General features: G+C 72.8%; 22 protein-coding genes. 11 read left to right on the plus strand and 11 right to left on the minus strand.

What is annotated here, in order from left to right; genetic code table 11:
• Window positions 1–54 precede the first annotated feature (54 nt).
• Together EFL26_RS17790 and EFL26_RS17795 are read right to left on the minus strand one after the other, a co-directional pair.
• A complete protein-coding gene (locus EFL26_RS17790; protein ID WP_123224254.1) occupies window positions 55–1,212 on the minus strand; it encodes a CaiB/BaiF CoA transferase family protein in 1,158 nt (385 codons plus the stop codon).
• 56 nt (window positions 1,213–1,268) lie between these two features.
• Window positions 1,269–1,748, minus strand: coding sequence for a cupin domain-containing protein (locus tag EFL26_RS17795; RefSeq protein WP_123224255.1), 480 nt, complete (start codon window positions 1,746–1,748; stop codon window positions 1,269–1,271).
• A gap of 62 nt (window positions 1,749–1,810) precedes the next feature.
• Here EFL26_RS17795 and EFL26_RS17800 point away from each other — a divergent pair, with 62 nt between their 5' ends.
• Entirely contained in the window at window positions 1,811–2,467 is a 657-nt protein-coding gene (locus EFL26_RS17800) for a TetR/AcrR family transcriptional regulator (protein WP_123224256.1), read from the plus strand.
• On the opposite strand, the gene EFL26_RS17805 is transcribed toward EFL26_RS17800, so the two are convergent.
• Complete coding sequence (locus tag EFL26_RS17805; protein ID WP_123224257.1) at window positions 2,397–2,876, minus strand: DUF4396 domain-containing protein; 480 nt, start codon at window positions 2,874–2,876, stop codon at window positions 2,397–2,399. The two genes, EFL26_RS17800 and EFL26_RS17805, sit on opposite strands and share 71 nt — an antisense overlap.
• Window positions 2,877–2,973: 97 nt before the next feature.
• Here EFL26_RS17805 and EFL26_RS17810 point away from each other — a divergent pair, with 97 nt between their 5' ends.
• Window positions 2,974–3,519: a PadR family transcriptional regulator gene (locus tag EFL26_RS17810; RefSeq protein WP_183408248.1), complete on the plus strand. Its 546-nt coding sequence runs from the start codon at window positions 2,974–2,976 to the stop codon at window positions 3,517–3,519.
• A complete protein-coding gene (locus tag EFL26_RS17815) occupies window positions 3,516–5,522 on the plus strand; it encodes an NADPH-dependent 2,4-dienoyl-CoA reductase (protein WP_123224259.1) in 2,007 nt (668 codons plus the stop codon). Before EFL26_RS17810 ends, EFL26_RS17815 begins: the two co-directional genes overlap by 4 nt.
• 168 nt (window positions 5,523–5,690) lie before the next feature.
• Here EFL26_RS17815 and EFL26_RS17820 read toward each other — a convergent pair whose 3' ends face one another.
• Window positions 5,691–6,683, minus strand: a complete 993-nt coding sequence (locus EFL26_RS17820) for a DUF2157 domain-containing protein (RefSeq protein WP_148046762.1) — start codon at window positions 6,681–6,683, stop codon at window positions 5,691–5,693.
• 141 nt (window positions 6,684–6,824) lie between these two features.
• Here EFL26_RS17820 and EFL26_RS17825 point away from each other — a divergent pair, with 141 nt between their 5' ends.
• Window positions 6,825–7,040: a hypothetical protein gene (locus EFL26_RS17825; RefSeq protein WP_123224261.1), complete on the plus strand. Its 216-nt coding sequence runs from the start codon at window positions 6,825–6,827 to the stop codon at window positions 7,038–7,040.
• A complete protein-coding gene (locus EFL26_RS17830) occupies window positions 7,037–8,110 on the plus strand; it encodes a C40 family peptidase (protein WP_123224262.1) in 1,074 nt (357 codons plus the stop codon). Before EFL26_RS17825 ends, EFL26_RS17830 begins: the two co-directional genes overlap by 4 nt.
• 98 nt (window positions 8,111–8,208) lie before the next feature.
• Here EFL26_RS17830 and EFL26_RS17835 read toward each other — a convergent pair whose 3' ends face one another.
• Window positions 8,209–8,925, minus strand: a complete 717-nt coding sequence (locus EFL26_RS17835; RefSeq protein ID WP_123224263.1) for a hypothetical protein — start codon at window positions 8,923–8,925, stop codon at window positions 8,209–8,211.
• 144 nt (window positions 8,926–9,069) lie between these two features.
• Complete coding sequence (locus EFL26_RS17840) at window positions 9,070–10,005, minus strand: cation diffusion facilitator family transporter (protein WP_123224264.1); 936 nt, start codon at window positions 10,003–10,005, stop codon at window positions 9,070–9,072.
• 36 nt (window positions 10,006–10,041) lie between these two features.
• Here EFL26_RS17840 and EFL26_RS17845 point away from each other — a divergent pair, with 36 nt between their 5' ends.
• From EFL26_RS17845 to EFL26_RS17855, 3 genes are read left to right on the plus strand one after another with little or no spacing between them, the layout of a single operon-like run.
• Complete coding sequence (locus EFL26_RS17845) at window positions 10,042–10,506, plus strand: 2'-5' RNA ligase family protein (RefSeq protein ID WP_123224265.1); 465 nt, start codon at window positions 10,042–10,044, stop codon at window positions 10,504–10,506.
• The gene (locus tag EFL26_RS17850) at window positions 10,503–11,207 is read left to right on the plus strand and encodes a hypothetical protein (RefSeq protein WP_123224266.1); all 705 of its coding nucleotides are present in this window, start codon (window positions 10,503–10,505) and stop codon (window positions 11,205–11,207) included. The genes EFL26_RS17845 and EFL26_RS17850 overlap by 4 nt, the downstream gene beginning before the upstream one ends.
• Window positions 11,204–13,099, plus strand: a complete 1,896-nt coding sequence (locus EFL26_RS17855) for a YhgE/Pip family protein (RefSeq protein WP_123224267.1) — start codon at window positions 11,204–11,206, stop codon at window positions 13,097–13,099. Before EFL26_RS17850 ends, EFL26_RS17855 begins: the two co-directional genes overlap by 4 nt.
• Window positions 13,100–13,103: 4 nt before the next feature.
• On the opposite strand, the gene EFL26_RS17860 is transcribed toward EFL26_RS17855, so the two are convergent.
• From EFL26_RS17860 to EFL26_RS17870, 3 genes are read right to left on the minus strand one after another with little or no spacing between them, the layout of a single operon-like run.
• The gene (locus EFL26_RS17860) at window positions 13,104–13,985 is read right to left on the minus strand and encodes an alpha/beta fold hydrolase (protein WP_123224268.1); all 882 of its coding nucleotides are present in this window, start codon (window positions 13,983–13,985) and stop codon (window positions 13,104–13,106) included.
• A gap of 41 nt (window positions 13,986–14,026) precedes the next feature.
• Window positions 14,027–15,280, minus strand: a complete 1,254-nt coding sequence (locus EFL26_RS17865; protein WP_123224269.1) for an MFS transporter — start codon at window positions 15,278–15,280, stop codon at window positions 14,027–14,029.
• 7 nt (window positions 15,281–15,287) lie between these two features.
• The gene (locus EFL26_RS17870) at window positions 15,288–16,712 is read right to left on the minus strand and encodes a glycoside hydrolase family 1 protein (protein ID WP_123224270.1); all 1,425 of its coding nucleotides are present in this window, start codon (window positions 16,710–16,712) and stop codon (window positions 15,288–15,290) included.
• Window positions 16,713–16,815: 103 nt separating this feature from the next.
• On the opposite strand from EFL26_RS17870, the gene EFL26_RS23925 reads away from it, so the two are divergent.
• Window positions 16,816–17,493: a pirin family protein gene (locus EFL26_RS23925; protein WP_183408249.1), complete on the plus strand. Its 678-nt coding sequence runs from the start codon at window positions 16,816–16,818 to the stop codon at window positions 17,491–17,493.
• Between the two features lie 147 nt (window positions 17,494–17,640).
• On the opposite strand, the gene EFL26_RS17880 is transcribed toward EFL26_RS23925, so the two are convergent.
• On the minus strand, window positions 17,641–19,227 hold the full coding sequence (locus EFL26_RS17880; RefSeq protein WP_246000254.1) for an FAD-binding oxidoreductase: 1,587 nt from the start codon (window positions 19,225–19,227) through the stop codon (window positions 17,641–17,643).
• Window positions 19,228–19,244: 17 nt separating this feature from the next.
• Between EFL26_RS17880 and EFL26_RS17885 the strand changes: the two genes are divergently transcribed.
• Both EFL26_RS17885 and EFL26_RS17890 read left to right on the plus strand, forming a co-directional pair.
• Window positions 19,245–19,847, plus strand: a complete 603-nt coding sequence (locus tag EFL26_RS17885; RefSeq protein ID WP_123224271.1) for a TetR/AcrR family transcriptional regulator — start codon at window positions 19,245–19,247, stop codon at window positions 19,845–19,847.
• Window positions 19,844–21,391 (plus strand): glycerol-3-phosphate dehydrogenase/oxidase, encoded by a 1,548-nt coding sequence (locus EFL26_RS17890; RefSeq protein ID WP_246000255.1) that lies wholly within the window; start codon window positions 19,844–19,846, stop codon window positions 21,389–21,391. The genes EFL26_RS17885 and EFL26_RS17890 overlap by 4 nt, the downstream gene beginning before the upstream one ends.
• A gap of 9 nt (window positions 21,392–21,400) precedes the next feature.
• On the opposite strand, the gene EFL26_RS17895 is transcribed toward EFL26_RS17890, so the two are convergent.
• The coding region (locus tag EFL26_RS17895) for a response regulator transcription factor (protein WP_342773537.1) at window positions 21,401–22,069 on the minus strand (669 nt) is incomplete at its 5' end.

Genomic DNA, 22,069 nt, shown 5'->3' on the forward strand with positions numbered 1-22,069 from the left:
TCGGCATCGAATTCCGCCCGGAACACATGCCGAACGTGCCGGACTATCCGCCCCTCAGGCCTGGACCGCGGCGCCGGACTCGATCAGCTTCTCGACGTCCTCGATGCCCCACGCGGCCAGCGCCTCGCGGGTGTGGGCGCCGGCGGCCGGGGCCGGCGGGAGGCCGAGCGTGGCCTCGGTGCGGGAGAACCGGGGGGCCGGTGCCGGCTGGACGAGGCCGTCCTTCTCCACGAAGGTGCCTCGCCCCTCGATGTGCGGGTGGTGCACGGCCTCGCTCATCGGGAGGATCGGCGCGACGCAGGCGTCGGTGCCGTCGAAGACCGCCGACCACTCCGCCTGGGTCTTCTCCTTGAACCGCTGGGCGATGACCGCCCGCAGCTCCTCGGCCCGGTCGAAGTCGTAGCGGTCGGGCGCCGCGTCACGGATGCCGAGCAGGTCCACGAACGCCTCGTAGAACTGCGGCTCCAATGCTCCGACCGACATGTGCTTGCCGTCGGCGGTCTCGTAGATGTCGTAGTACGGCGCGCCGCCGTCGAGCAGGTTGGCCGCCCGCTCCTCCTTGAAGGTACCGCTGGCCAGGAAGGCCGCCCCCATCGCGTTGAGGCTGGCCGTGCCGTCGACGATCGCCGCGTCGACGACCTGTCCCCGGCCACTCACCCGCGCCTCGAGGAGGGCGGCGAGCACGCCGATCACCAGGTACGTCGAGCCGCCGCCGAAGTCGCCGACCAGGTTCGTCGGGAACTGCGGCTTCTCCTTGACCTGACCCAGGCCGAACAGCGTGCCCGTGATCGCGATGTAGTTCATGTCGTGGCCCGCCGCCGACGCCCACGGGCCGGTCTGGCCCCAGCCGGTCATCCGGCCGTAGACCAGCCGCGGGTTGCGCGCCAGGCACGCGTCCGGACCGATGCCGATCCGCTCGGTGACTCCGGGACGCATGCCCTCGACCAGCACGTCGGCGTCCTCGACCAGGCGGAGCACGGTCTCGACGGCCTCGGGGTTCTTCAGGTCCAGGGCCACGCTGGGCCGGCCGCGGTTGAGCAGGTCGTGCGACCCGCCGGTCAGCATCTGCCCGCCCGGCCGCTCGATCCGGATCACGTCCGCGCCGAGGTCGGCGAGCAGCATGCACGCGTGCGGCCCGGGGCCGATGCCGGCGATCTCGACGACCTTGATGCCCGCGAGCGGACCCGTGCCCTGACCGAGTGCGTAGCTCATGCGCGGATCATGACAGATCCACTGTCACAGTCCGGGGCACCGTCCGGTGGTCGGCCTCAGGGCTCGAACGGCGGCGGCCCGACGATCTCGATCGCACCGGTACGCAGCGCGGCCTCCCGGATCCGGTCGAAGTCGACGGGGACTGGCTCGCTTCCGGGCAGAGCCGGCTCGCTGGCCATCCGGTAGAACGCCTCGTCGGTGCCCGGCGTCTGGATGGTCAGGGACCGCATCGTCGGCGAGGTCACCATGAAGGCATGCGGCACTCCCCGCGGGACGACGGCGACGCCGCCGGTCGACAGCGAGTGCTTCTCGCCGTCGATGTCGAGGAGGATCTCGCCGTCGAGGATGTAGAAGGTCTCGTGCGCAGCCGGGTGAACGTGCATCGGCGTCACCTTGCCCTTCTCGCCCACGAACTCGGAGAGGAAGAAGTCGCCTCCGGTCTCCTCCGGCGTGGCCAGCCAAGTCATCAGCCCACCGCCGTAGAACCAGCGCTGCTCGCTCTCGCCGCTGTTGCGCACCGTTGCCACCAAGGTCATGAGAGCCTCCGCTCGTTTATGGGACTGGAGTCCCATGACGAAACTACGGTACCGTGAGTGTCGTGTCAACGGCGTACGAGGAGTCGGGCCGCACCCGACAGAAGCAGCGCACCCGCAACGACCTGATCGCAGCGGCGCGCGAGCTGATCTCCCTGGGCGGGGCGGCCCCGACGGTGGAGGAGACAGCCTTGGCCGCCGGCGTCTCGCGGACGACCGCGTACCGCTACTTCCGGAGCCAGGAGGAGCTGCTCGTCGCAGCCCACCCCGAGATCGATCTCGTGTCCTTGTTGCCGACCGGTATCGGCGACGACCCCGAGGTCCGCCTGCTCTCCGCCGTCAGGACCTTCCTCGACAGCACCCTTGACGCCGAGCCCCAGCAGCGCACGATGCTCCGGCTCTCGCTCGAGCCGACGACGACTCCGAGCCAGCTCCCGCTGCGCCAGGGCCGCGCGATCGGCTGGTTCGAGGACGCGCTCGCGCCGGCGAAGGCCCAGCTCTCCCGCGCCGAGATCCACCGCCTCGCGATCGCCGTGCGCAGCGCCGTCGGCATCGAGTCGCTGGTGTGGCTCGTCGACGTCGCCGGACTCAGCCGCGCGGAGGCGAAGAAGGTGATGCTGTCGTCAGCGCGCGCCCTCGTGCGCGACGCCCTCAGTGCATCGAGTGGACCACCGCGTGCCCGCGACCGCGGGCGATCATCGCGCGGTTCACGGGCACGGTGACGGCGAAGGCGATCACCAGCGAGGCGACCAGGCTCGACCAGAACAGCAGGTCGACGAGTCCGGCATCCATCGCACCGGGTACGACGACGATGAACGCGTTGTCGATCAGCTCCATCACCGCGATCGAGACGGTGTCCGCGGCGAGAGCGACCTTGATCGCCGCACCCGGGGTGAGGCCGTGCCGGCGTACCGAGGTGAAGGTGAGCAGGTAGCCGAAGAAGAAGGCGAGCACGATCGCGAGCAGGATGCTGGGCAGGTTCGACCAACCCCACCAGGTGGCCAGCACCATCCCGAGCACCTCGCCGATCGCACAGCCGGTGAGGCAGTGCAGGGTCGCCGAGATCGCCGTCTGCCAGGCCGCCCGGCTCGAGGCGGTCGTGTGCGGTGCGTGGTGCTCGCTGTGGTCCATGCCGGCATCATATACCCCCTAGGGGTATCTACCAAGTGACGAGCACCACCTATGCAACTAGTTGCACATGGTCAGGTGCGGAGGGCACAGTGCTCCCGTGGCCCTCGAACACGCCCTCCTGGTCTCGCTGAGCGAGCGTCCGGCCGCCGGGCTGGAGCTGGCGCGACGCTTCGACCGGTCGATCGGGTTCTTCTGGAGCGCCACGCACCAGCAGATCTACCGGGTGCTGCGTCGGATGGAGCAGGACGGCTGGGTCACCGCCCGTGTCGTCGAGCAGTCCGGGCGGCCCGAGAAGCGCGAGTACTCCGTGACCGACGCCGGCCGCACCGCGCTGGCCGACTGGATCGCCACGACCACGCCGCGGCCCGCCTTCCGCAGCGAGATCGCGGTGAAGCTGCGCGGGGCGTCGTACGGCGACCGCGCGGCCCTGCTCGCCGACGTCGCCGAGCTGCTCGCCGACCACCGCACCAGGCTCGCGCACTACGAGTCGCTCGCCGCCCGTGACTATCCCGAGCCCGACCGGCTCGACGGCGCCGACCTCGACACCTACCTGGTGCTCCGCGGCGGCATCCTCCAGGAGACCTTCTGGATCGCCTGGCTGACCGAGTACCTCGACGCCCACCGGACGAAGGACACCGCATGACCCGCTACCCCCACCTCCTCGAGCCGATCACGATCGGCGACCTGACCCTGCGCAACCGCGCGGTCATGGGCTCGATGCACACCGGCCTGGAGGACTTCTTCTGGGACGTGCCGAAGCTGGCGGCGTACTTCGCGGCACGGGCCCGCGGCGGGGTCGGCCTGATCATCACCGGCGGCTACGCGCCGAACAAGCGCGGCTGGCTCAAGCCGTTCGCCAGCGAGCTGACGACCCGACTGCAGTCCGAGCGGCACAAGCAGGTCACCGGCGCGGTCCACGACGAGGGTGGCGCGATCGCCCTGCAGATCCTGCACGCCGGGCGCTACGCGTACCACCCGTTCTCGGTCTCCGCCTCGGCGACGCAGGCGCCGATCAACCCCTTCAAGGCGAGCGCGCTGTCCACGCGCGGCGTCGACCGCACCGCCTCGGACTTCGCGCGGGCGGCCGGGCTGGCCAAGCGGGCCGGGTACGACGCCGTCGAGATCATGGGGTCCGAGGGCTACCTGATCAACCAGTTCCTCGCCGCCCGCACCAACCAGCGCGCCGACGCGTGGGGCGGCACCGCCGAGAAGCGGATGCGCTTCCCCGTCGAGATCGTGCGCCGCACGCGAGAGACCGTGGGCGACGGCTTCCCGATCGTCTACCGGCTCTCCCTGCTCGACCTGGTCGAGGGCGGGCAGTCGTGGGACGAGGTGGTCACGCTCGCGCACCTCCTGGAGGAGGCCGGCGCCACCGTGATCAACACCGGCATCGGCTGGCACGAGGCGCGGGTGCCCACGATCATCACCCAGGTGCCGCGCGGCGCGTGGAGCTGGGCGACCGCACGGCTGAAGCAGGAGGTCGGCGTCCCGGTCTGTGCCTCCAACCGGATCAACACCCCCGAGCTGGCCGAGCGGCTCCTCGCCGACGGCACCGCGGACCTCGTGTCGATGGCGCGGCCGCTGCTGGCCGACCCTGACTTCGTCAACAAGGCCGCGGCTGAGCGCGAGGACGAGATCATCACCTGCATCGCCTGCAACCAGGCCTGCCTCGACCACGCCTTCGAGAACCGCAAGGCCTCCTGCCTGATGAACCCGCGCGCGGGCCGGGAGACCGAGATCCTGCTCCAGCCGGTGATGCGACCGCGTCGGGTCGCCGTCGTCGGCGGCGGGCCGGCCGGGCTCAGCGCCGCGGTCTCGTACGCCGAGCGCGGCGACCACGTCACGCTCTTCGAGAAGCGCGACGAGCTCGGCGGGCAGTTCCGGCTGGCGATGCGGATCCCGGGCAAGGAGGAGTTCGCCGAGGCGCTGCGCTACTTCCGCCGCCGGCTCGAGGTCCTCGGCGTGGACGTCCGACTCGGCACGGTGGCCACCGCCGTCGACCTCGAGGGCTTCGACGAGGTCGTCGTCGCCACCGGCGTCGAGCCCCGCATGCCCGACATCGCCGGGATCTCCCACCCCAAGGTGGTCTCCTACGCCGACCTCCTCGACGGGAAGGTGGTCGCGGGCCGCCGAGTGGCGGTGATCGGCGCCGGCGGCATCGGCGTCGACGTCGCGCACTTCCTCACGCACGACGACACCGAGACCACCGAGGACTGGCTGGCCCACTGGGGCGTCGGCGACCCGTCGCTCCACCCCGGCGGGCTCACGGCGCCGAAGTCGCGCGAACCCGTCCGCGAGGTCACCCTCGTGCAGCGCAAGACCTCGATGATCGGCAAGGGGCTGGGCAAGACCTCGGGCTGGGCGCACCGGGCTGTGCTCAAGCAGGCGGGTGTGGAGCAGGTGAGCGGTGCGACGTACGACCGCATCGACGACGCCGGGCTGCACGTCACCGTCGACGGCCTGCCCCGGGTGCTCGACGTGGACCACGTCGTGGTCTGCGCCGGACAGGAGTCGGTCCGCGACCTGTACGACGAGCTGGTCGCCCTCGGCCGCACGGTCGCCCTCATCGGCGGCGCCGACGTGGCCGCCGAGCTCGACGCCAAGCGCGCCATCGAGCAGGGCGTCCGCCTCGCCGCCGCCGGCTGACCCATCCCGTCGAATGGGGATTTCGTTCCCGTCGAGTGGGGAGTTGTGCACCGTTGAATCGCGGGTTCGTGCCGTAGACCAGGGGGTTCCGTATCCGCGGGCAGAACGAAGCCCCTACTCAACGGGAACGAAGCCCCTACTCGACGGGGACGAACCCCCAACTCGACGTCAAGTGGTGTCGCGGTGGCGGAGGCGGTAGCCGGCGAAGGAGGCGGTGAGGAGGGTGATGCCGGCGACCAGGACGCCGCCGACGACACCGAGGGAGCCCTCGGTCCAGTCGCTGACCGCCTCGGGCACGACGAGGGTGACCGCGATGACGGCGGCGGCGAGATAGGGCCAGTCGAGCCGGGTGAGGTAGAGCCACACGCCGACCGCGACCACCACCACGAAGTACAGGTAGCCGACCCAGCGCAGCCCGTCGACCGCAGCGGCCTGCGCGCCGAACAGGGCGGTGACCACACCCAGGCTTCGCGCGACGCGCACCTGCTCGAAGGCGCCGTGCTCGGTCAGGAACACCCAGACGGCCGCCACCGCGAACATGCCGGTGCCCACCCCGAGCGACTCCCGCGCCGGCTGGTCCGCGAGCGAGCTGCCGATCTCGGTGACCGCGGCGAGGACGCCGACGACCATGCCGAGCAGGCCGACCGCCGTCGAGCTGACGCGGTACCCGAGGGCGGCGCCGGCGCAGGTGACGAGCCCGCCGGCGACGAGCGGCCAGGAGATCCCATCGGCACCCAGGTCGGTGAACACGTCGAGCGCGACACCGACCGTGAAGCCGGCCGCCACGGCGGATCCGGTCAGCAGGGTGCCACCCAGCCGACGCCGTACGTCGGCCGCGACCCGCTCACCCCGAGGAGCCGTGACGACGCCCCCGACGCCGAGCACCACCGCCACCGCCGCGAGGAAGGACACCTGCCCGACGTCGCCCAGGTCGTCCCAGGAGCGCAGCAGGAACAGGAAGCCCGCCGCCAGCACGAGCGCGGCGCCGAGGTAGGCCACCACCTCGACCAGCTTCGGCATCGCCGGCGCCCCGTCTCCGGCAGCAGGCCCCGCCAGGGCGCGCTCCACGATCGCTCGGGAGCGCTCCTCGGTGCCGGACGCGAGCAGGCCCTCGTCCTCCAGGGCGTGCACGACTCGCTCAGCTGCGTCGCTGTGCCTCATTCCTCCACGGTGCCAGTGCTGCCGCTCCTGCGTCAGCGGCCGACGGATCGTCTGGCCGGGACCTAAGCCTCATCCGGCCCGCACCGTCGCGGGGCTATACGTGGACCGAGGAGTGTCCGGACGGCGAGCGGGGGCGAGCAGATGCCGCACACCGAGGCGCCGCGCCGGCGACCACTCGCGTACGTCGCCGCCGGCAGCCTGTACCTGCTGTTGAGCTCGTTCCTGTTCCTGGTCTGGCTTAACGTGGACCACGTGCTGGTGCTCGTCCTGGCTCTGTCCACGGTCGTCGCCGGGATCGTCGACCTGTCGGTGGGCTGGCCGCGGCTGCGGCGGCGCAAGGAAGCGAGGACGCCATGAACAGGCACACCGCCCGGGCCGCTCTGACCGCGTTGCTGCTGACCGTCGCGGTCGCGTGCGGCAGCGCGCCTTCGGCTGCCCCGAGCCCCACGCACACCGCGGCCGGCTCCGGGACGACCCCGTCCGCGCCCGCCGCGACGGCGGTCGCGCCGCCGGCTCGGCAGGCGGCGCTCACCGCGGGCGGGAGTGCCTGGGTCTCCGTGTCGGTCGCGCGGCTCTGGCAGTCACCGGGGTCACCCTGGCCGGTCGACGCGCCCGCGCTCGCGGCGCCGGTGCGGTTCCGCGCCTGGCTGGGGGCGATGTCGCTGTCGCAGCGGCGTGCGCTCGACCTGCGCAGCGACACCGAGGCGCTGCTGGGCGACCGGGTGGTCGTCGTACGGCTCCGCCCGCACTGGGCGAAGGTCGTGGTGCCCTCGCAGCCCAGCCAGAAGGACCCGCGCGGCTACCCCGGGTGGGTGCCCCGCCGGCAGATCACCGCGACACCGCCGCGCGCGGCTGCCCAGCTCGCCACCGTCACCTCGCGCACGGCCTGGGTCCGCACCGACGACAGCGCCGCGCGCCGGGTCGTGGAGGTCAGCTTCGGGACGAACCTTCCCGTCGTCGAGCAGGTGCCCGGCTACGTGCGCGTGACGATGCCGCGCGGCAGCGTGCGTCGCCTGCCCACCGCGGCCGTCGTCGTCCACGACCGCAACCAGCCTGCGATCGCGCCGAGCCGGGCGGGCGTCGTCCGCACGGCGAAGTCGTTCCTCGGCCTGCAGTACCTCTGGGGCGGCCTCTCCGGCTTCGGCCTCGACTGCTCCGGCCTGACCTGGCTGTCCCACCGCGTGCACGGGATCACGACCCCGCGCGATGCCCTGCCCCAGTCGCAGCACGGCCGGGTGGTGACCACGCGCCAACCCGGCGACCTCCTCTTCTACGCCGCTCACGGCCTGGTCCACCACGTCTCGATGTACGTCGGTGACGGGCTGATGATCCACGCGCCGCGCACGGGGCAGCCGGTGCAGATCGTGTCGTTCTCGGCGCCCCCGCTGCGCGCCGAGTACTCCGGCGCACGCAGCTACTTGGACTGATCAGCGTCCGGACCCGCCCGCCCTTTCGGCCCGGACGTCGTCGGGCAAGGCGAACGCCCGGCACGCGTGGCGTGCCGGGCGTCCTGAAGGGAGCTTGCTCAGATCGGCAGCGAGCCGAGTCCGGTGCACAGCTGCTGGAGCTGACCCGTCGGGTCCTGGGCGGCGATCTGGTCGCAGATGCCCTCCAGCGTGCCGCCGATGACCCCGCCGCTGGTGCCGGGAGTCGGCAGGCCGGGGAGGCTGGAGCCACCGAGCACGGTGCAGAGCTGGCCGAACTGGCCGGTCGGGTCCTGCGCGGCGAGCTGGTTGCACAGCGCCACCGGGTCGGTGCTCGGGCTGCTCGCGGCGAGCTGGCCCAGCAGGTCGCAGAAGGCGGCCGAGCCGGAGGCGAAGGTGCCGGTCGGGTCCTGGGAGGTCAGCTGGCCGGCCATCGCGTTGCACTGGTCGGTCACGGGGTTCGAGGGGGCCGGGGTCGGCGCGGGGGCCGGGCTCGGGCTCGGGCTCGGGGAGGACTGGTTCATGCAGGCGTTGTAGGCGCTCCGGGCGGCAGCCAGGTGGCGGCGGTCGCGCTTGAGGTGCTTGCGGGCCTTCTTCGCGGCGGCCTTGTGGTGGTGCCGCTTGGCCTTCTTCAGCTGCTTCTTGTCCTTGGCGACCTTGTGCTGCGCCTGGGCGACCGCGCTCTGCTGGCTCGCACACGAGGAGGTGGCCGAGGCGATCCGCGCCGCGTCGGCCGCACCGGCGGTCGCGGTCAGGCCGGCGCCCACGGCGAGGGTGACGAGGACCGCGAGGGCGATCCGGCTGATCTGCTTGAACACTGTTTGCTCCCGTTCTGTGGCGAAATCTCCGTTTGAGACCGAAATGTCGTCCCGAGACATGTGACTCAACGCACGCCAAGAAGAGGGGTTACGGGCGGTTTTGCCCGATGTAGACCAGTGAGGGCGGTTCTGCGGGAAATGTGCTCAGGGATGCTCGGTGTCGTGCTCGTGGTCGCGGTGCGACTCCGGCTCCACCTGGAAGGTGGCGTGGTCGATCCCGAAGTGGCGCGCCACACAGCCGGTGAGGTCGTCGAGGATCGGCCCGACGCCGCGCTCACCGAGGGTGGCCTCGGTGACGGTCACGTGCGCGGACAGCGCGGGCATGCCGCTGGTGATGGTCCAGGCGTGCAGGTCGTGCACGTCCACGACGCCACCCACCTCCCGGAGGTGGTCGCGCACCTCGTCGACGTCCACCCCGCGGGGCGCCGCCTCGAGGAGCACGGCGCCGGCCTCACCGAGCAGGGCCCAGGCGCGGGGCAGCACCATCGCCGCGATCAACAGGGACGCGATCGAGTCGGCCCGCAGGAACCCCGTGGTCAGCACGAGCACGCCCGCGACGATCGCGAGCACCGATCCGAGGGTGTCGCCGAGCACCTCGAGCCACGCGCCCCTCATGTTCAGCGACGCGTCCCTGCGCGAGGTGAGCAGCAGCAGCGACACCAGGTTCGCGGCGAGCCCGACGCCGGCGAACCACAGCATCTGGCCGGCGTCGACGTCGGCGGGGTGGACCAGTCGCCTCGTCCCGGCGTACGCCAGGTAGGCGCAGACGCCGATCAGCACGAGCGCGTTGAGGAGGGCGGCCAGGATCTCGGCCCGGTGGAAGCCATAGGTACGCCGGGGCGTGACCGGCCGGGCCGCGAGCAGCGAGGCGAGCAGGGCGACCACGATGCCGGCCGCGTCGGTGAGCATGTGGCCCGCGTCCGCCAGCAGCGCGAGCGACCCGGACACCCACGCGCCCACCGCTTCCACCAGCAGCACCCCGGTGGTGACGAGCAGCACCAGGACGAGCCGCCGGCGGTCCTCGGCCCGACCGGCCGCATGGTGGTGGTGGCCGTGCGTGTCGGGGAGGCCCGCGTTCATGGGTGAGAAGGTACTCGCGGCCACTACGCTGCGGGCGTGACGCAGTCGTACCTCCCGACCATCACCGGGGTCGTCGTCCTGGTCCCGGAGGCGCGCGACATCGTGCCCTGGGCACACATCACGATCCTCGCGCCGTTCGGCCAGCAGCCGGCTCCCACCGCGGGCGAGCTGGCCGAGCTCGAGGAGTTCTTCGCCGGCGAGATGCCCTTCGCCTACGAGCTCACCCAGATCTGCACCTTCCCCAGCGGAATGCGCTACCTCTCCCCCGAGCCGGTCAGCGCGTTCAGCCGGCTGACCCACGGCCTGCACCAGCTGTTTCCCGAGTACCCGCCCTACGAGGGCGCCTTCGACCTGGTGATCCCGCACCTGACCATCCCCGACGACGCCGTGGTGGAGCCCCTGCCGATCCAGGCCCATGCGCGGATCGCGACCTTGCTGCACCTCGAGGACGGCGTCTACACCGAGCTCGCGTCGTTCCCCTTCGGGACCAGCGCCGCATGAGCACGCTGCACGCGGCCGGCGTCTGGGTGAGCGACGGCCGGCGGATGCTGCTCGCCCCGACCACGGCGTCGGTGAGCACCGGCGAGATCGTGGCCGTGCACGGCGACCCCGGCCACCGGCACACGCTGTTCGCCCTGGCCCTGGGCGGACGGCTGGCAGAGGCCCGGGGCGAGGTCGACGTCGACGGCGACGCGTCCGCCGCGACGCGGCAGCGGCAGGTCGCGCTGGTCGACGTGCCCGGGGTGAGCGAGCCCGACGACGTCAGCGCGCTGACCACGGTCGTCGGCGAGGAGCTCGCGATGGCCGGCAGGCCCGCGGGTCGCGGACCGGTCGACCACTGGCTCACCACGAACGGCCTGCGCCCGCACCGCGACGACCGGATCGAGGACCTCCCCGCAGGGCTGCGCACCCTCGCCCTGGCCCGGCTGGCGTCGCTGCGGCCCGGCGTGCAGTTCCTCGTGCTGGCGCTGCCCGAGCGCAACGGCATCGATCCGGAGGCGTGGCTGGAGGACGCGATCGCACTCGCCGACGCCGGCTTCGGCGTGCTCGCGACCATGTCGACCGGAATCGCCCGGCACGTCGAGCGCGACCACCCCGGGATCCGCACGGTGCCGTTCGGCAACGCCGAGTTCACGGGGGCCGAATTCACGGGGGCCGAGCCCGACGACGACGAGCCCCGGACGACGGAGGACGACCGATGACCTCGATCAGGATGGCGCTCACCGAGCTGCAGCGGATCACCGCCGGCCGGCTCGCCCGGATCGCGGTGCTGGCGCTGGTGCTCGTGCCGACCCTGTACGGCGGCCTCTACCTCTACGCCAACCACGATCCCTACCAGAACCTCGACCAGGTGCCGGCGGCGCTCGTCGTGCTCGACCGCGGCTCGACCGACCCCGCAGGCAAGCAGATCAACGCCGGCCAGGAGGTGGCCGCCGAGCTGGTCGAGCAGGGCTCCTTCGACTGGCACGAGGTCGGGGCGGCCCGGGCGCGGGACGGCGTACGGGAGGGGAGGTACGACTTCGCGCTCACCGTCCCGGCCGACTTCTCCGCCGCGCTCACCTCCTCCGCGCGCTTCGACCCGGAGCAGGCGCGGCTCACGATGACCACGAACGACGCCAACTCCTATCTCTCCACGACCATCGCGGACACCGTCACCGCCCGGGTCCGCGACGCGATCGCCAGCCGGGTCGGCAGCGCCGCGGCCGAGCAGTTCCTGCTGGGCTTCGGCCGGATCCGTGGCTCGCTGCAGGAGGCCGCCGACGGCGCGCAGACCCTGAAGGACGGCCTCGACACCGCCGCGTCCGGCGCCGCGCAGCTCGACCGGGGCGCGACCCGGCTCCGCGCCGGGAGCACCCAGCTGGCGTCGGGGCTGGCGACCCTGCAGCAGCGGACGGCCTCGTTGCCCGCCCAGACCGCCCAGCTGGCCGACGGAGCACAGGCGGTGGCGAACGGCGACGCGAAGCTGGCCGCGGTCGGGGACAACCTGCGCGCCTTCTCGATCGCCGCGAAGAACGCCTACTACGACCGACGCGTCGACCTCGAGAACCGGATGTCGGCACTCGGCCTCACCGACGCCCAGCAGAACCAGCTGCTCGACGTCTACGACCAGCTCGCCACACCGGTGAACGACGCCGACGCCGCCGTCGCCCGCGGCTCGGCCCGGCTCGACGCACTCGCCACCGGGGCCGGCCAGGTGGCCGCAGGCGCCCGCACGCTCGCCGACGCCACGCCCGCCCTGGTCAGCGGCATCCGTCAGGCCCGCCACGGTGCGGACGACGTCAGCGCCGGCGCCGGCCGGCTGCAGGCCGGTGCCGCGGAGCTCGACAGCGGGCTCGGACAGCTCGCCGCCGGCAGCGGCACGCTGGCCCAGAAGCTCTCCGACGGCGTCGCCTCGATCCCCGACGTGACCGACAACCAGCGCTCCCGCATCGCCCGCACCATCGGTGACCCGGTCGGCATCCGGGGCGTGTCCCAGGCCAAGGCCGGATCGTACGGCGCCGGGCTGGCTCCGTTCTTCATGTCGCTCGCGGCCTGGATCGGCGGCTACGTGCTCTTCCTGCTCGTCCGTCCGCTGTCCCGGCGCGCGATGGCGGCCAACCAGACGCCGCTGCGGGTCGCGCTCGGCGGCTGGCTCACGCCGGCGCTCGTCGGGGTCGCGCAGATGGCCGCGCTGCTGGCGGTGGTCGGGCTCGCCGTACGGATCGTGCCCGAGAACCTCCCCGGCACGCTGCTCTTCCTCATCCTGATGTCGGCGACCTTCGTCGCGATCGTGCACGCGCTCAACGCATGGCTCGGCGCGGCCGGGCAGTTCCTGGGCCTGGTGCTGATGGTGCTCCAGCTGGTGACCGCGGGCGGGACGTTCCCCTGGCAGACGATCCCGCAGCCGCTGCACTGGCTGCACCACGTGCTGCCGATGGGGTACGCCGTCGACGGCCTCCGCCAGCTGATGTACGGCGGCCTGTCCACCCTCGTCCTGCGCGACGTGGTCGTGCTCCTCGTCTGGCTCGCCGTGGCCCTCCTCGCCACCTCGCGGGCCGCCCGCGCGCAACGGATCTGGACCGTGCAGCGGGTCAAGCCGGAGCTGGCGCTCTGACGGATCAGGGCCGCGGCGCACCCGCGAAGTCGGCCAGCACGGCCGCGAGCTCGTGCGGAGCCTCCTCGGCGACGTGGTGCCCGCAGTCGATCGGGTGGCCACGGACGTCGTCGGCCCAGCTGCGCCAGATCGCGACGGGGTCGCCGTGCTGCTCCTCCAGGTCGTCGCGCAGCGACCACTGCACCAGCACGGGACAGCCGATCCGGCGCCCGGCGGCGCGATCGGTCTCCTCGTGCTCGCGGTCGACGGTCAGGCCGGCCCGGTAGTCCTCGAGCATCGCCCGGACCACCCGCGGGTCGCGGATCGCCTCGAGCCACTCGTCGTGGTTCCCCGGGCCCATGCGGTCCCGCTTGCCCTCCTCGTGGGCCTTGTACCAGGCCTCGGGGTCCGCGGTGATCACCCGCTCCGGCTTCCCCGGTTGGGCGAAGAAGAACCAGTGCCACCAGTCCGTTGCGAACTTCACCGTGATCCGGTCCAGGTGCTCGACGAGCGGCAGGCAGTCGAGGAACGCCACCCGCTCGACCCGATCCGGGTGGTCGAGCGTCAGACGCAGCGCGACGGGCCCGCCGCGGTCGTGCCCGGCCAGTGCGAACCGCTCGTGACCGAGCCGGTCCATCACCCGCGCCAGGTCGCCGGCGACCGCGCGCTTGGAGTGCGCGCTGTGGTCGACCGTCGGCGCCGGGCCGCGCGACCCGCCGTAGCCACGGAGGTCCGGGCACACCACGGCCATCCCGCGCTCGACCAGCAGCGGCGCCACCCGGTGCCAGGTCGCGGACGTGCGCGGGTGCCCGTGGAGCAGCAGGATCGGCGGACCCTCACCCCCGTGGCGCACCCGGATCGTCGCGTCACCGGTGTCGACGTACGACGTCTCGAAGCCCTCGAACACCGTCCGCGATTACCCGGCATGACGCCGGCCAAACGGCGTGGTCAGGTGAGCGAGCGGATCTTGTTCACCAGCACCGAGCCGAGCACGGACACAGCCGCGGCGACCAGGTAGAGCCCCGAGTAGCCGAGGTTCAGCGAGAGCACCAGCGCGGCGACTCCCGGAGCGAGCACCTGAGGCAGCGCGTTGGCGATGTTGATCACGCCGAGGTCCTTGGCCCGGTCGAGGGCGGCGGGGAGCACCTGTGTGATCATCGCGAAGTCGACCGCGGTGTAGGTGCCGAACCCGATCGCGAGGATCACGGCACCCGCGATCGCCATCGCCCAGGTCGAGGCGAAGGCGAGGATCAGCAGCGCGACGGCGGCGATCAGGCCGGAGCCGATCACGAACGGCTTGCGGCGGCCGATCTTGTCCGACCAGATGCCGCCGCCGATCGCGGTGAGGATCGTGATCACGCCGTACAGGGCGGTGAGGACGAAGACGCCGTCCTCGGCCTCCTTGTCGGTCAGGTCGATCGCGTCCTTGAGGTAGTAGAGGAGGTAGAGGATCACCAGCGCGTTGCCGAGGTTCATCAGGAAGCGGGTCAGCCACGCCCACGCGAAGTCGGGGTGCTCGCGCGGCGAGACCCACAGCGAGCCGACGAACTGCCGGGCGCTGAACGGCCGCCGGGCGCTGGGCGGGAGCGCGAGGTCCCGGGAGTCGAAGCAGTAGGGCAGGCTCACCACGAAGAGCACGCCCGCGATGGTGAGGTAGCCGGCGGCGATGCTTCCGGTGGCCGCGGCGATGCCCGAGCCTGCCACCACGCCGGCGGTCTGGGCGATCGCCAGCCAGCCGCCCACCGTGCCGCGCTGGCCGGCCGGCACCTGGTCGGGGACCGTCGCGGTGATCGCCGCGAGCATCGCGTTGAGCGCGGCCTGCGCCAGCGCCCAGGCGAGCACCATCCAGAGCACCGAGTTGGCCGCGGACAGCAGCACCATCGCGACGATCGCGCCCGCGAGGCCGCCGATCACCCAGGGAAGCCGCCGCCCCATCCGGGCGACGGTGCGGTCGGAGAGCGCGCCGCACAGCGGGTTGAGGATCGTGGAGACCGCGGCCCCGATGCCGGTGACCAGCGCGAGCGTGGCCTCCTTGTGGTGCGGGGAGAACTGCTCGGCCTGCTGGGCGAGCAGCACCTGGATCGGGCCGAAGAAGCCGGCCCAGACGCCGATGCTGATCAGGCTGAGCCAGACCACCCAGACGCCGGCGACCGGGCGGGTCGGCTCCTCGAGGGCGGCGATCCCGCCGTCGGTGGTCGTCACCGCGCGCTCACCGGTTGGCCCGGACCGTCTCGCCGTACCAGTCGAACGAGCGCTTCGGCGTACGCCGCTGGGTCTCGTAGTCGACGTGGACCAACCCGAAGCGCTGCGTGTAGCCCTCGCTCCACTCGAAGTTGTCCATCAGCGACCAGCAGTAGTAGCCGCGGACGTCGACCCCCTGCTCGATCGCCGCCGCCACCGCCCGCAGGTGGCTGTCGAGGTAGTCGATGCGCGGCTGGTCGTCGACGACCCCGTGCTCGTCGGGGCCCATGTTGTAGGAGCAGCCGTTCTCGGTGATCATCACCGGCGGCAGGCCGGGGTAGCGCTCCTTCAGCAGGACGAGCAGCTCCCGCAGGCCGTCCGGTACGACGGGCCAGCCGAAGTCGGTCTTCGGGTAGCCCGGGATCTCCCGCTGGTCGAACGGCATTTCACTCGCCGGGTCGGCGGGCGCCGCGACGCACATCGGGTTGTAGTAGTTGACGCCGTAGAAGTCGAGCGGCTGCGCGATCACGGCGAGGTCCTCGTCGAGCCCGTCGTGGGTGGTCGAGCCGCCTCCGGTTCTTGAGCCGCCGCCGGTGGTTGAGCCGCCTCCGGTGGTTGAGCTTGCCGAAACCCCCATCAGGTCGCCGAAGCCCTCGGGGTAGCGGCCGAGCAGCATCGGGTCGGCGAAGATCCGGTTCCACACGGTGTCGAAGAGGTCAGCCGCGGCCTTGTCCTCGTCGGAGTCCGAGGCCGGCCACATCGGCGCGTGGTTGTTCGCGGTGCCGACCGCCTGCGCCCCGGCGGCCCGGAGCGCCTGCGTCGCCAGTCCGTGCCCGAGGAGCAGGTGGTGCGCGGCCGGCAGCGCCCCGAACATCAGGGTCTTGCCGGGTGCGTGCATGCCGAGCGCGTAGCCGAGCAGCGACACGACGTTCGGCTCGTTCACCGGCACCCAGTGGGCGACCCGGTCGGCCAGCCGCTCGGCCACGATCGCGGCGTACTCGGCGAAGCGGTGTGCGGTGTCGCGACTCATCCAGCCGCCGGCGTCCTCGAGCGCCTGCGGCAGGTCCCAGTGGTAGAGCGTCGCCATCGGCGCGATGTCGTGCGCGAGCAGCTCGTCGACCAGCCGGTCGTAGAACTCGAGCCCGGCCGCGTTCGGCGCGCCCGAGCCGGTCGGCTGGATCCGCGGCCAGGCGATCGAGAACCGGTAGCCGTGCGCCCCCAGCCGGGCCATCAGCGCGACGTCCTCGCGATAGCGGTGGTAGTGGTCGCAGGCCACCGCCCCGCTGCTGGCGTCGATGATCCGCCCGGGCTCGGCGCAGAACGTGTCCCAGATGCTCGGGCCCTTGCCGTCCTCGGCCGCGGCCCCCTCGATCTGGTACGACGCCGTGCTGGTTCCGAACCTGAAGCCCGCGGGCAGCCGCGGCCGGTCCGTCCCCGTCTCTCCCTCTCCCATGCCCGGCATTCTGCTCCACCGAGGGCCGGGTTCGCCGGTGGTTGAGGTGCGGGCCTGCGAGCCTCGAAACGCCGGTGCAGCACGCAGTGTCAGGATCGGGTTCGTGACCATCGACGTACGGCGCGCCGCGGAGCGGTTCCGGACCGAGTCCGAGGGCCGCACGACGTGGCACTCGTTCTCCTTCGGCGCGCACTACGACCCGGGCAACGTCGGGTTCGGCGCGCTGGTCGCCCACAACGACGAGCTGCTGCCCGCCGGCACCGGCTACCCGGACCACCCGCATGCCGACGTCGAGATCGTCACGGTGGTGCTCGAGGGCGCGCTGCGGCACACCGACTCCGACGGACGCACCGGCGTCCTGCGGCCCGGGGAGATCTCCCGCACCAGCGCCGGCGCAGGCATCGTCCACGCGGAGACGACGGAGCCTGGCGTCCGCACCCGCTTCGTGCAGACCTGGCTGCGGCCCGACGAGTCGGGCGGTCCGTCGTCGTACGCCGTCGCGGAGGTCGGCCTGCCCACCACGCTCACCGAGGTGGTCGGCCCGGCCGGCCCGCTCGGCGTCGGCACCCGCGGCGCCCGTCTCCACCTGGCGCGCGCCGAGCCCGGGGAGCTGGCCCTGCCCGACGCGCCCCGCCTCCACGTCTTCTCCGCCACCGCCACCGCCACCCTCGGCGACCGCGAGCTGGTCCCGGGCGACGCCGCGCGCCTCGTCGACGAGGGCGGCCGCACCCTCACCGTCGAGCGCCCCGGACTCCTCCTGGTCTGGTCCCAGGCTCGTTGAGTTGGGAGTTCGTCCTTGTCGAGTTGGGGCTTGGTCCCTCACCGATCGGGGGTTCGTTCCCCGTCAGCTCTCGCGGCCGGGAACCACATCCCGACTCAACGCGAACGAACTCCCCACTCAACGAGTACGGACTCCCAACTCAACGGGTCAGGGGATGAGCACGCCGGGGTTGAGGATGCCGGTGGGGTCGAGGCGGTCCTTGACGGCGCGGAGGATCATCACGCCGACGGGGCCGATCTCCTGGGCGAGCCAGGGCTTGTGGTCCTGGCCGACCGCGTGGTGGTGGGTGATCGAGGCGCCGTGGGCGACGATCGCGTCGCAGGCGGCCGCCTTCGCGGTCAGCCACTGGGCGACCGGGTCGTCGGCCTGGCGCGCGGCGACGGTGAAGTACAGCGAGGCCCCGGTCTCGTAGACGTGCGAGATGTGGCACAGCACGATCGCCGACTCGCCGAGGGCACCGGTCAGCGCCTGCTTCACCGCGGCGTACACCTCCTCGAGCCGTGACCAGAACATCGCGGTCTCGAGGGTTTCCACGAGCACGCCGACGTCGAGCAGCGAGTCGCGCAGGTAGGGCCCGTGGAAGCGGCCCTCCGCCCAGGCCTGGCCTGCTTCCTCGCCGAGGTTCGTGCCGCCGAGGTCGGCGAGCAGCCCCGTGCACGCCGTACGCCGGGCCGCGACCGTCTCGGCCGTGCCCTCGTAGCCCGCGATCATCAGGCAGCCGCCGGAGGACTCGCCCCCGACGGCGTCCGGGCGGGCCAGGTTGATCGCGGTCTCCGCCTCGTCGGAGAGCCGGATCACCGTCGGCAGCAGGCCCGCCTGCGCGAGCGTGCGCATCGCGGTCGCGCCCTCGGCGAACGACCCGAACCGCCAGGCCTCGTAGACCTTCACGTCCGGGAGCCGGCGCACCCGCACGCGCACCGCGGTCACCACGCCGAAGGCGCCCTCGGAGCCCATCACGAGCTCGCGCAGGTCCGGCCCGGCGGCGTTGGCCGGCGCGGTGCCGAGCTCGAGCGTGCCCTGCGGCGTCGCGACCCGCAGGCCCACGACGAGTGCGTCGAACCGCCCGTAGCCGGCCGACGACTGGCCCGACGAGCGGGTCACGGCGAAGCCCCCGATGGTGGCGTACTCGAAGGACTGCGGGAAGTGCCCGAGGGTCAGCCCCTCCGCGGCGAGCAGCGCCTCCGCCTGCGGCCCGCGCAGGCCCGGCTCGAGCAGCGCGGTCATCGACTCGTGGTCGACCTCGAGCAGCCGGTCGAAGCGGATCAGGTCCAGCGAGACCACGCCGGCGTACCCCTCGCGCCGGGCGGCGAGCCCGCCGACCACCGACGTGCCGCCGCCGAAGGGCACCAGGGCGACGTTGCGCCGCACGCCCCAGGCGATCACGGCCGCCACCTCGTCGTGGGTGCCCGGCCGGACCACCGCGTCCGGTGAGTCGAGACCGTCGCCGTGACGCAGCTTGAGCAGGTCTGGCGTCGACTTGCCGCGGGTGCGGTGCAGCCGGGTCTCGTGGTCGAGGAGCACGTGCTCGCTCCCGACGATCTCGGCCAGCTCCGCGACCAGCTCGTCGGCGAGCGGGTCGCTCAGCCGCACGTCCTCCGGCGCGACCGCCGGCGTCTCGCTCGTGCCGAGGAATGCGTCGACCAGGGCGAAGGCGCTCTCGGGCAGCGGTCCGGCCTCGGCCGGGTCTCCCCAGCGCGACCAGTGCATCTCGGAGGTGGGGCCAGCAGTCGTCATGTGTTACAGTGTGACACATGACGTCACTTCGTCACAACAGCGACGAGACCAGCGCCGAGCCGCGCTCCGCGGCGGACCTGGCGCTCGACGCTGCCCGGGAGTCGATCCTCGACGTCGGCTGGAGCCGCACGACGCTCACCGACGTGGCCCGCCGGGCCGGGGTCAGCCGGATGACGATCTACCGCCGGTGGTCGGACATGGGCACGCTGCTCGCCGACCTGATGACCCGGGAGTGGAGCGACCTCGTCCACGTCGACAGCACCGGCGCCGACGCGCGGGAGCGCCTGGTCCGCAGCGCGGTCGGGACCGTGCAGGCGGTCCGCGCCAACCCGCTGTTCGCACGCATCGTCGAGGTCGACCCGGAGCGGCTGCTGCCCTACCTGCTCGAGCGGCCCGGGCGGTCGCAGGGCCTGGTGCTCGCCTCGGTCGTGGCCCAGGTCGAGGCCGGCCAGGCGTCCGGCCACGTGCGCGCCGGCGACCCGCAGCTGCTCGCCCGCAGCATCGTGCTCGCCTGCCACGGGTTCACGCTCTCGGCACGCACCATGACCCGGCCCGGGGTGTCCGTGGCCGCGCTCGACGCGGAGCTCGCCGCGCTGCTCGAGGGATACCTGCGCCCGTGACCCTCCCCAGCCTCGACGCCCACGCCACCCTCACGCCCGGGAGTGCCGGGATGCCGGCCCTCACCGACGTGCTGGTGATCGGTCTCGGCGTGACCGGGGCCGGCGTGGCCCTGGACGCCGCCTCCCGCGGTCTCGACGTGGTCGCGGTCGACGCCTTCGACGTGGCCTGGGGCACGTCGCGATGGAGCTCGAAGCTCGTCCACGGCGGGCTGCGCTACCTCGCGAAGGGCCAGGTCGCCGTCGCCCACGAGAGCGCCGTCGAGCGCGGCATCCTCATGGAGGTCACCGCACCGCACCTGGTCCACCCGCTGCCGATGCTGATGCCGCTCACCGCCGAGATCAGCGCGTCGCAGGCCTGGCTGGCTCGCCGCGGAGTCGGCGCCGGCGACCTGCTGCGCCGGCTGGCCGGCACGGCGCGCGAGACGCTTCCGCGACCCCGCCGGATCAGCGCCACCGAGACCCGCACGCTCGCTCCCGTCGCCCGGCACGACGTGCGCGGCGGGATCCTGTCGTGGGACGGCCAGCTCGAGGACGACGCCCGCCTCGTGCTCGACATCGCCCGCACGGCGACGTCGTACGGCGCCCACGTGCACACCCGCGTGCGCGCGATCTCGGTCACCGGCACCGGTGCGGTCCTGCGTGACGAGCTCACCGGGGAGGAGCGCCGGATCGAGGCGCGCGCCGTCATCAACGCCACCGGGGTCTGGGCCGACCAGCTGGTCGAGGGCATCTCGCTCAAGCCGAGCCGCGGCACCCACCTCGTCGTGCGGCGCGAGGCACTGCCGGGCGTCCGGTGCGCCCTGATGGCTCCCGTGCCCGGCGCGAGCAACCGCTTCGTCTTCGCGCTGCCCCAGCCCGACGGCACCTTCTACGTCGGCCTCACCGACGAGCCCGTCAGCGGCGCCGTCCCCGACGTGCCCGAACCGCCCGAGGAGGACGTCGACTTCCTGCTCTCGGTGATGGCCGGCGCGCTCGAGCAACCGCTCACCCGCGCCGACGTCGTCGGGGCGTACGCCGGCCTGCGACCGCTGCTCGACAGCAACGGCTCCACCGCCGACCTGTCGCGGCGCCACGCGGTGCTGGTCTCCGAGCAGGGCGTGGTGACGGTCGTCGGCGGCAAGCTCACCACCTACCGCCGGATGGCCGAGGACGCCGTCGACAAGGCCCTCTCCGTGTCAGGCCTCCGTGCCCGCCCCTGCCGCACCCGCCAGCTCCCGCTGCTCGGCGCCGGCTCGCACGCCGAGCTCGCGGCGGTCGACGCACCGGCGCGCCTGGTCCGCCGGTTCGGCACCGAGGCGCCGCTCGTGGTCGCCAACGCGCTCGCGCACGGCCTGACCCGCAACGAGGCGCTGGCGCCGGTGAGCCCGACCATCCCGGCCACGCTCGCCGAGCTGGTCTTCGGCGTCACCCACGAGGGCGCCGCCGACGTCGCCGACCTGCTGGACCGGCGTACCCGGATCGGGCTCGTGCCCGCCGACCGGGTCGTCGCCGAGCCGCTCGCCCGCCGCGCGCTGGCGATCGCCAAGGCCTCGACGATCAGCTGACCGGCTGCGCTACGCCTGCCCCGGACGGACCAGCCCGTGATCGTAGGCGTAGACGATCGCGGCCGGCCGGTCGCGCAGGCCGAGCTTGGTGAAGATCCGGCCGATGTGCGACTTCACGGTCAGCTCGGAGATGAAGAGGTCCTGGGCGATCTCGGAGTTCGACCGTCCTGCGGCCATCGCCACCAGCACCTCCTGCTCGCGCGCCGTCAGCGTCTCGTACGCCGCGTCGCCGGCCGGCGGGCCCGCCGGCGTGCTCGTCCGGTAGCTGCTCAGCACCCGACCCGTGACCGCCGGGTCGAGCCAGGAGTCGCCGGCCGCGACCGCCCGGACCGCGCGGATGAGGTCCTCGGCGGAGGAGTCCTTGAGCAGGAACCCCGCCGCACCCGCGCGCAGTGCGCCCGACAGCATCTCGTCGTCGTCGAAGGTGGTCAGCACCAGCACCGGCGGCGCGTCCTCGTCCTGGGCGAGCCGGCGGGTGGCGGTGATCCCGTCGACCTCGCGCATCCGCAGGTCCATGAGCACGACGTCGACCGGGTGCGCCGCGAGCGCGGCCGGCAGCTCGACCCCGTCGGCGCACTCCGCGACGATCTCGAAGCCGTCGCGCCGCCGCAGGATCCGGCGCAGCCCCGACCGCACCAGCTCCTGGTCGTCGACGAGCACGACGCGCACCAGCTCCGC

It is taken from the genome of Nocardioides pocheonensis, from assembly GCF_003725535.1.
GTDB classification, from domain to species: Bacteria; Actinomycetota; Actinomycetes; order Propionibacteriales; family Nocardioidaceae; genus Marmoricola; species Marmoricola pocheonensis.

Coding starts and splice junctions, on each gene's coding strand:
- EFL26_RS17815 (WP_123224259.1), top strand. CDS start 3,516: ATGACCCGCTACCCCCACCTCCTCGAGCCGATCACGATCGGCGACCTG.
- EFL26_RS17820 (WP_148046762.1), bottom strand. CDS start 6,683: ATGAGGCACAGCGACGCAGCTGAGCGAGTCGTGCACGCCCTGGAGGAC.
- EFL26_RS17830 (WP_123224262.1), top strand. CDS start 7,037: ATGAACAGGCACACCGCCCGGGCCGCTCTGACCGCGTTGCTGCTGACC.
- EFL26_RS17825 (WP_123224261.1), top strand. CDS start 6,825: ATGCCGCACACCGAGGCGCCGCGCCGGCGACCACTCGCGTACGTCGCC.
- EFL26_RS17790 (WP_123224254.1), bottom strand. CDS start 1,212: ATGAGCTACGCACTCGGTCAGGGCACGGGTCCGCTCGCGGGCATCAAG.
- EFL26_RS17880 (WP_246000254.1), bottom strand. CDS start 19,227: ATGACGACTGCTGGCCCCACCTCCGAGATGCACTGGTCGCGCTGGGGA.
- EFL26_RS17855 (WP_123224267.1), top strand. CDS start 11,204: ATGACCTCGATCAGGATGGCGCTCACCGAGCTGCAGCGGATCACCGCC.
- EFL26_RS17805 (WP_123224257.1), bottom strand. CDS start 2,876: ATGGACCACAGCGAGCACCACGCACCGCACACGACCGCCTCGAGCCGG.
- EFL26_RS17870 (WP_123224270.1), bottom strand. CDS start 16,712: ATGGGAGAGGGAGAGACGGGGACGGACCGGCCGCGGCTGCCCGCGGGC.
- EFL26_RS17795 (WP_123224255.1), bottom strand. CDS start 1,748: ATGACCTTGGTGGCAACGGTGCGCAACAGCGGCGAGAGCGAGCAGCGC.
- EFL26_RS17885 (WP_123224271.1), top strand. CDS start 19,245: ATGACGTCACTTCGTCACAACAGCGACGAGACCAGCGCCGAGCCGCGC.
- EFL26_RS17840 (WP_123224264.1), bottom strand. CDS start 10,005: ATGAACGCGGGCCTCCCCGACACGCACGGCCACCACCACCATGCGGCC.
- EFL26_RS17850 (WP_123224266.1), top strand. CDS start 10,503: ATGAGCACGCTGCACGCGGCCGGCGTCTGGGTGAGCGACGGCCGGCGG.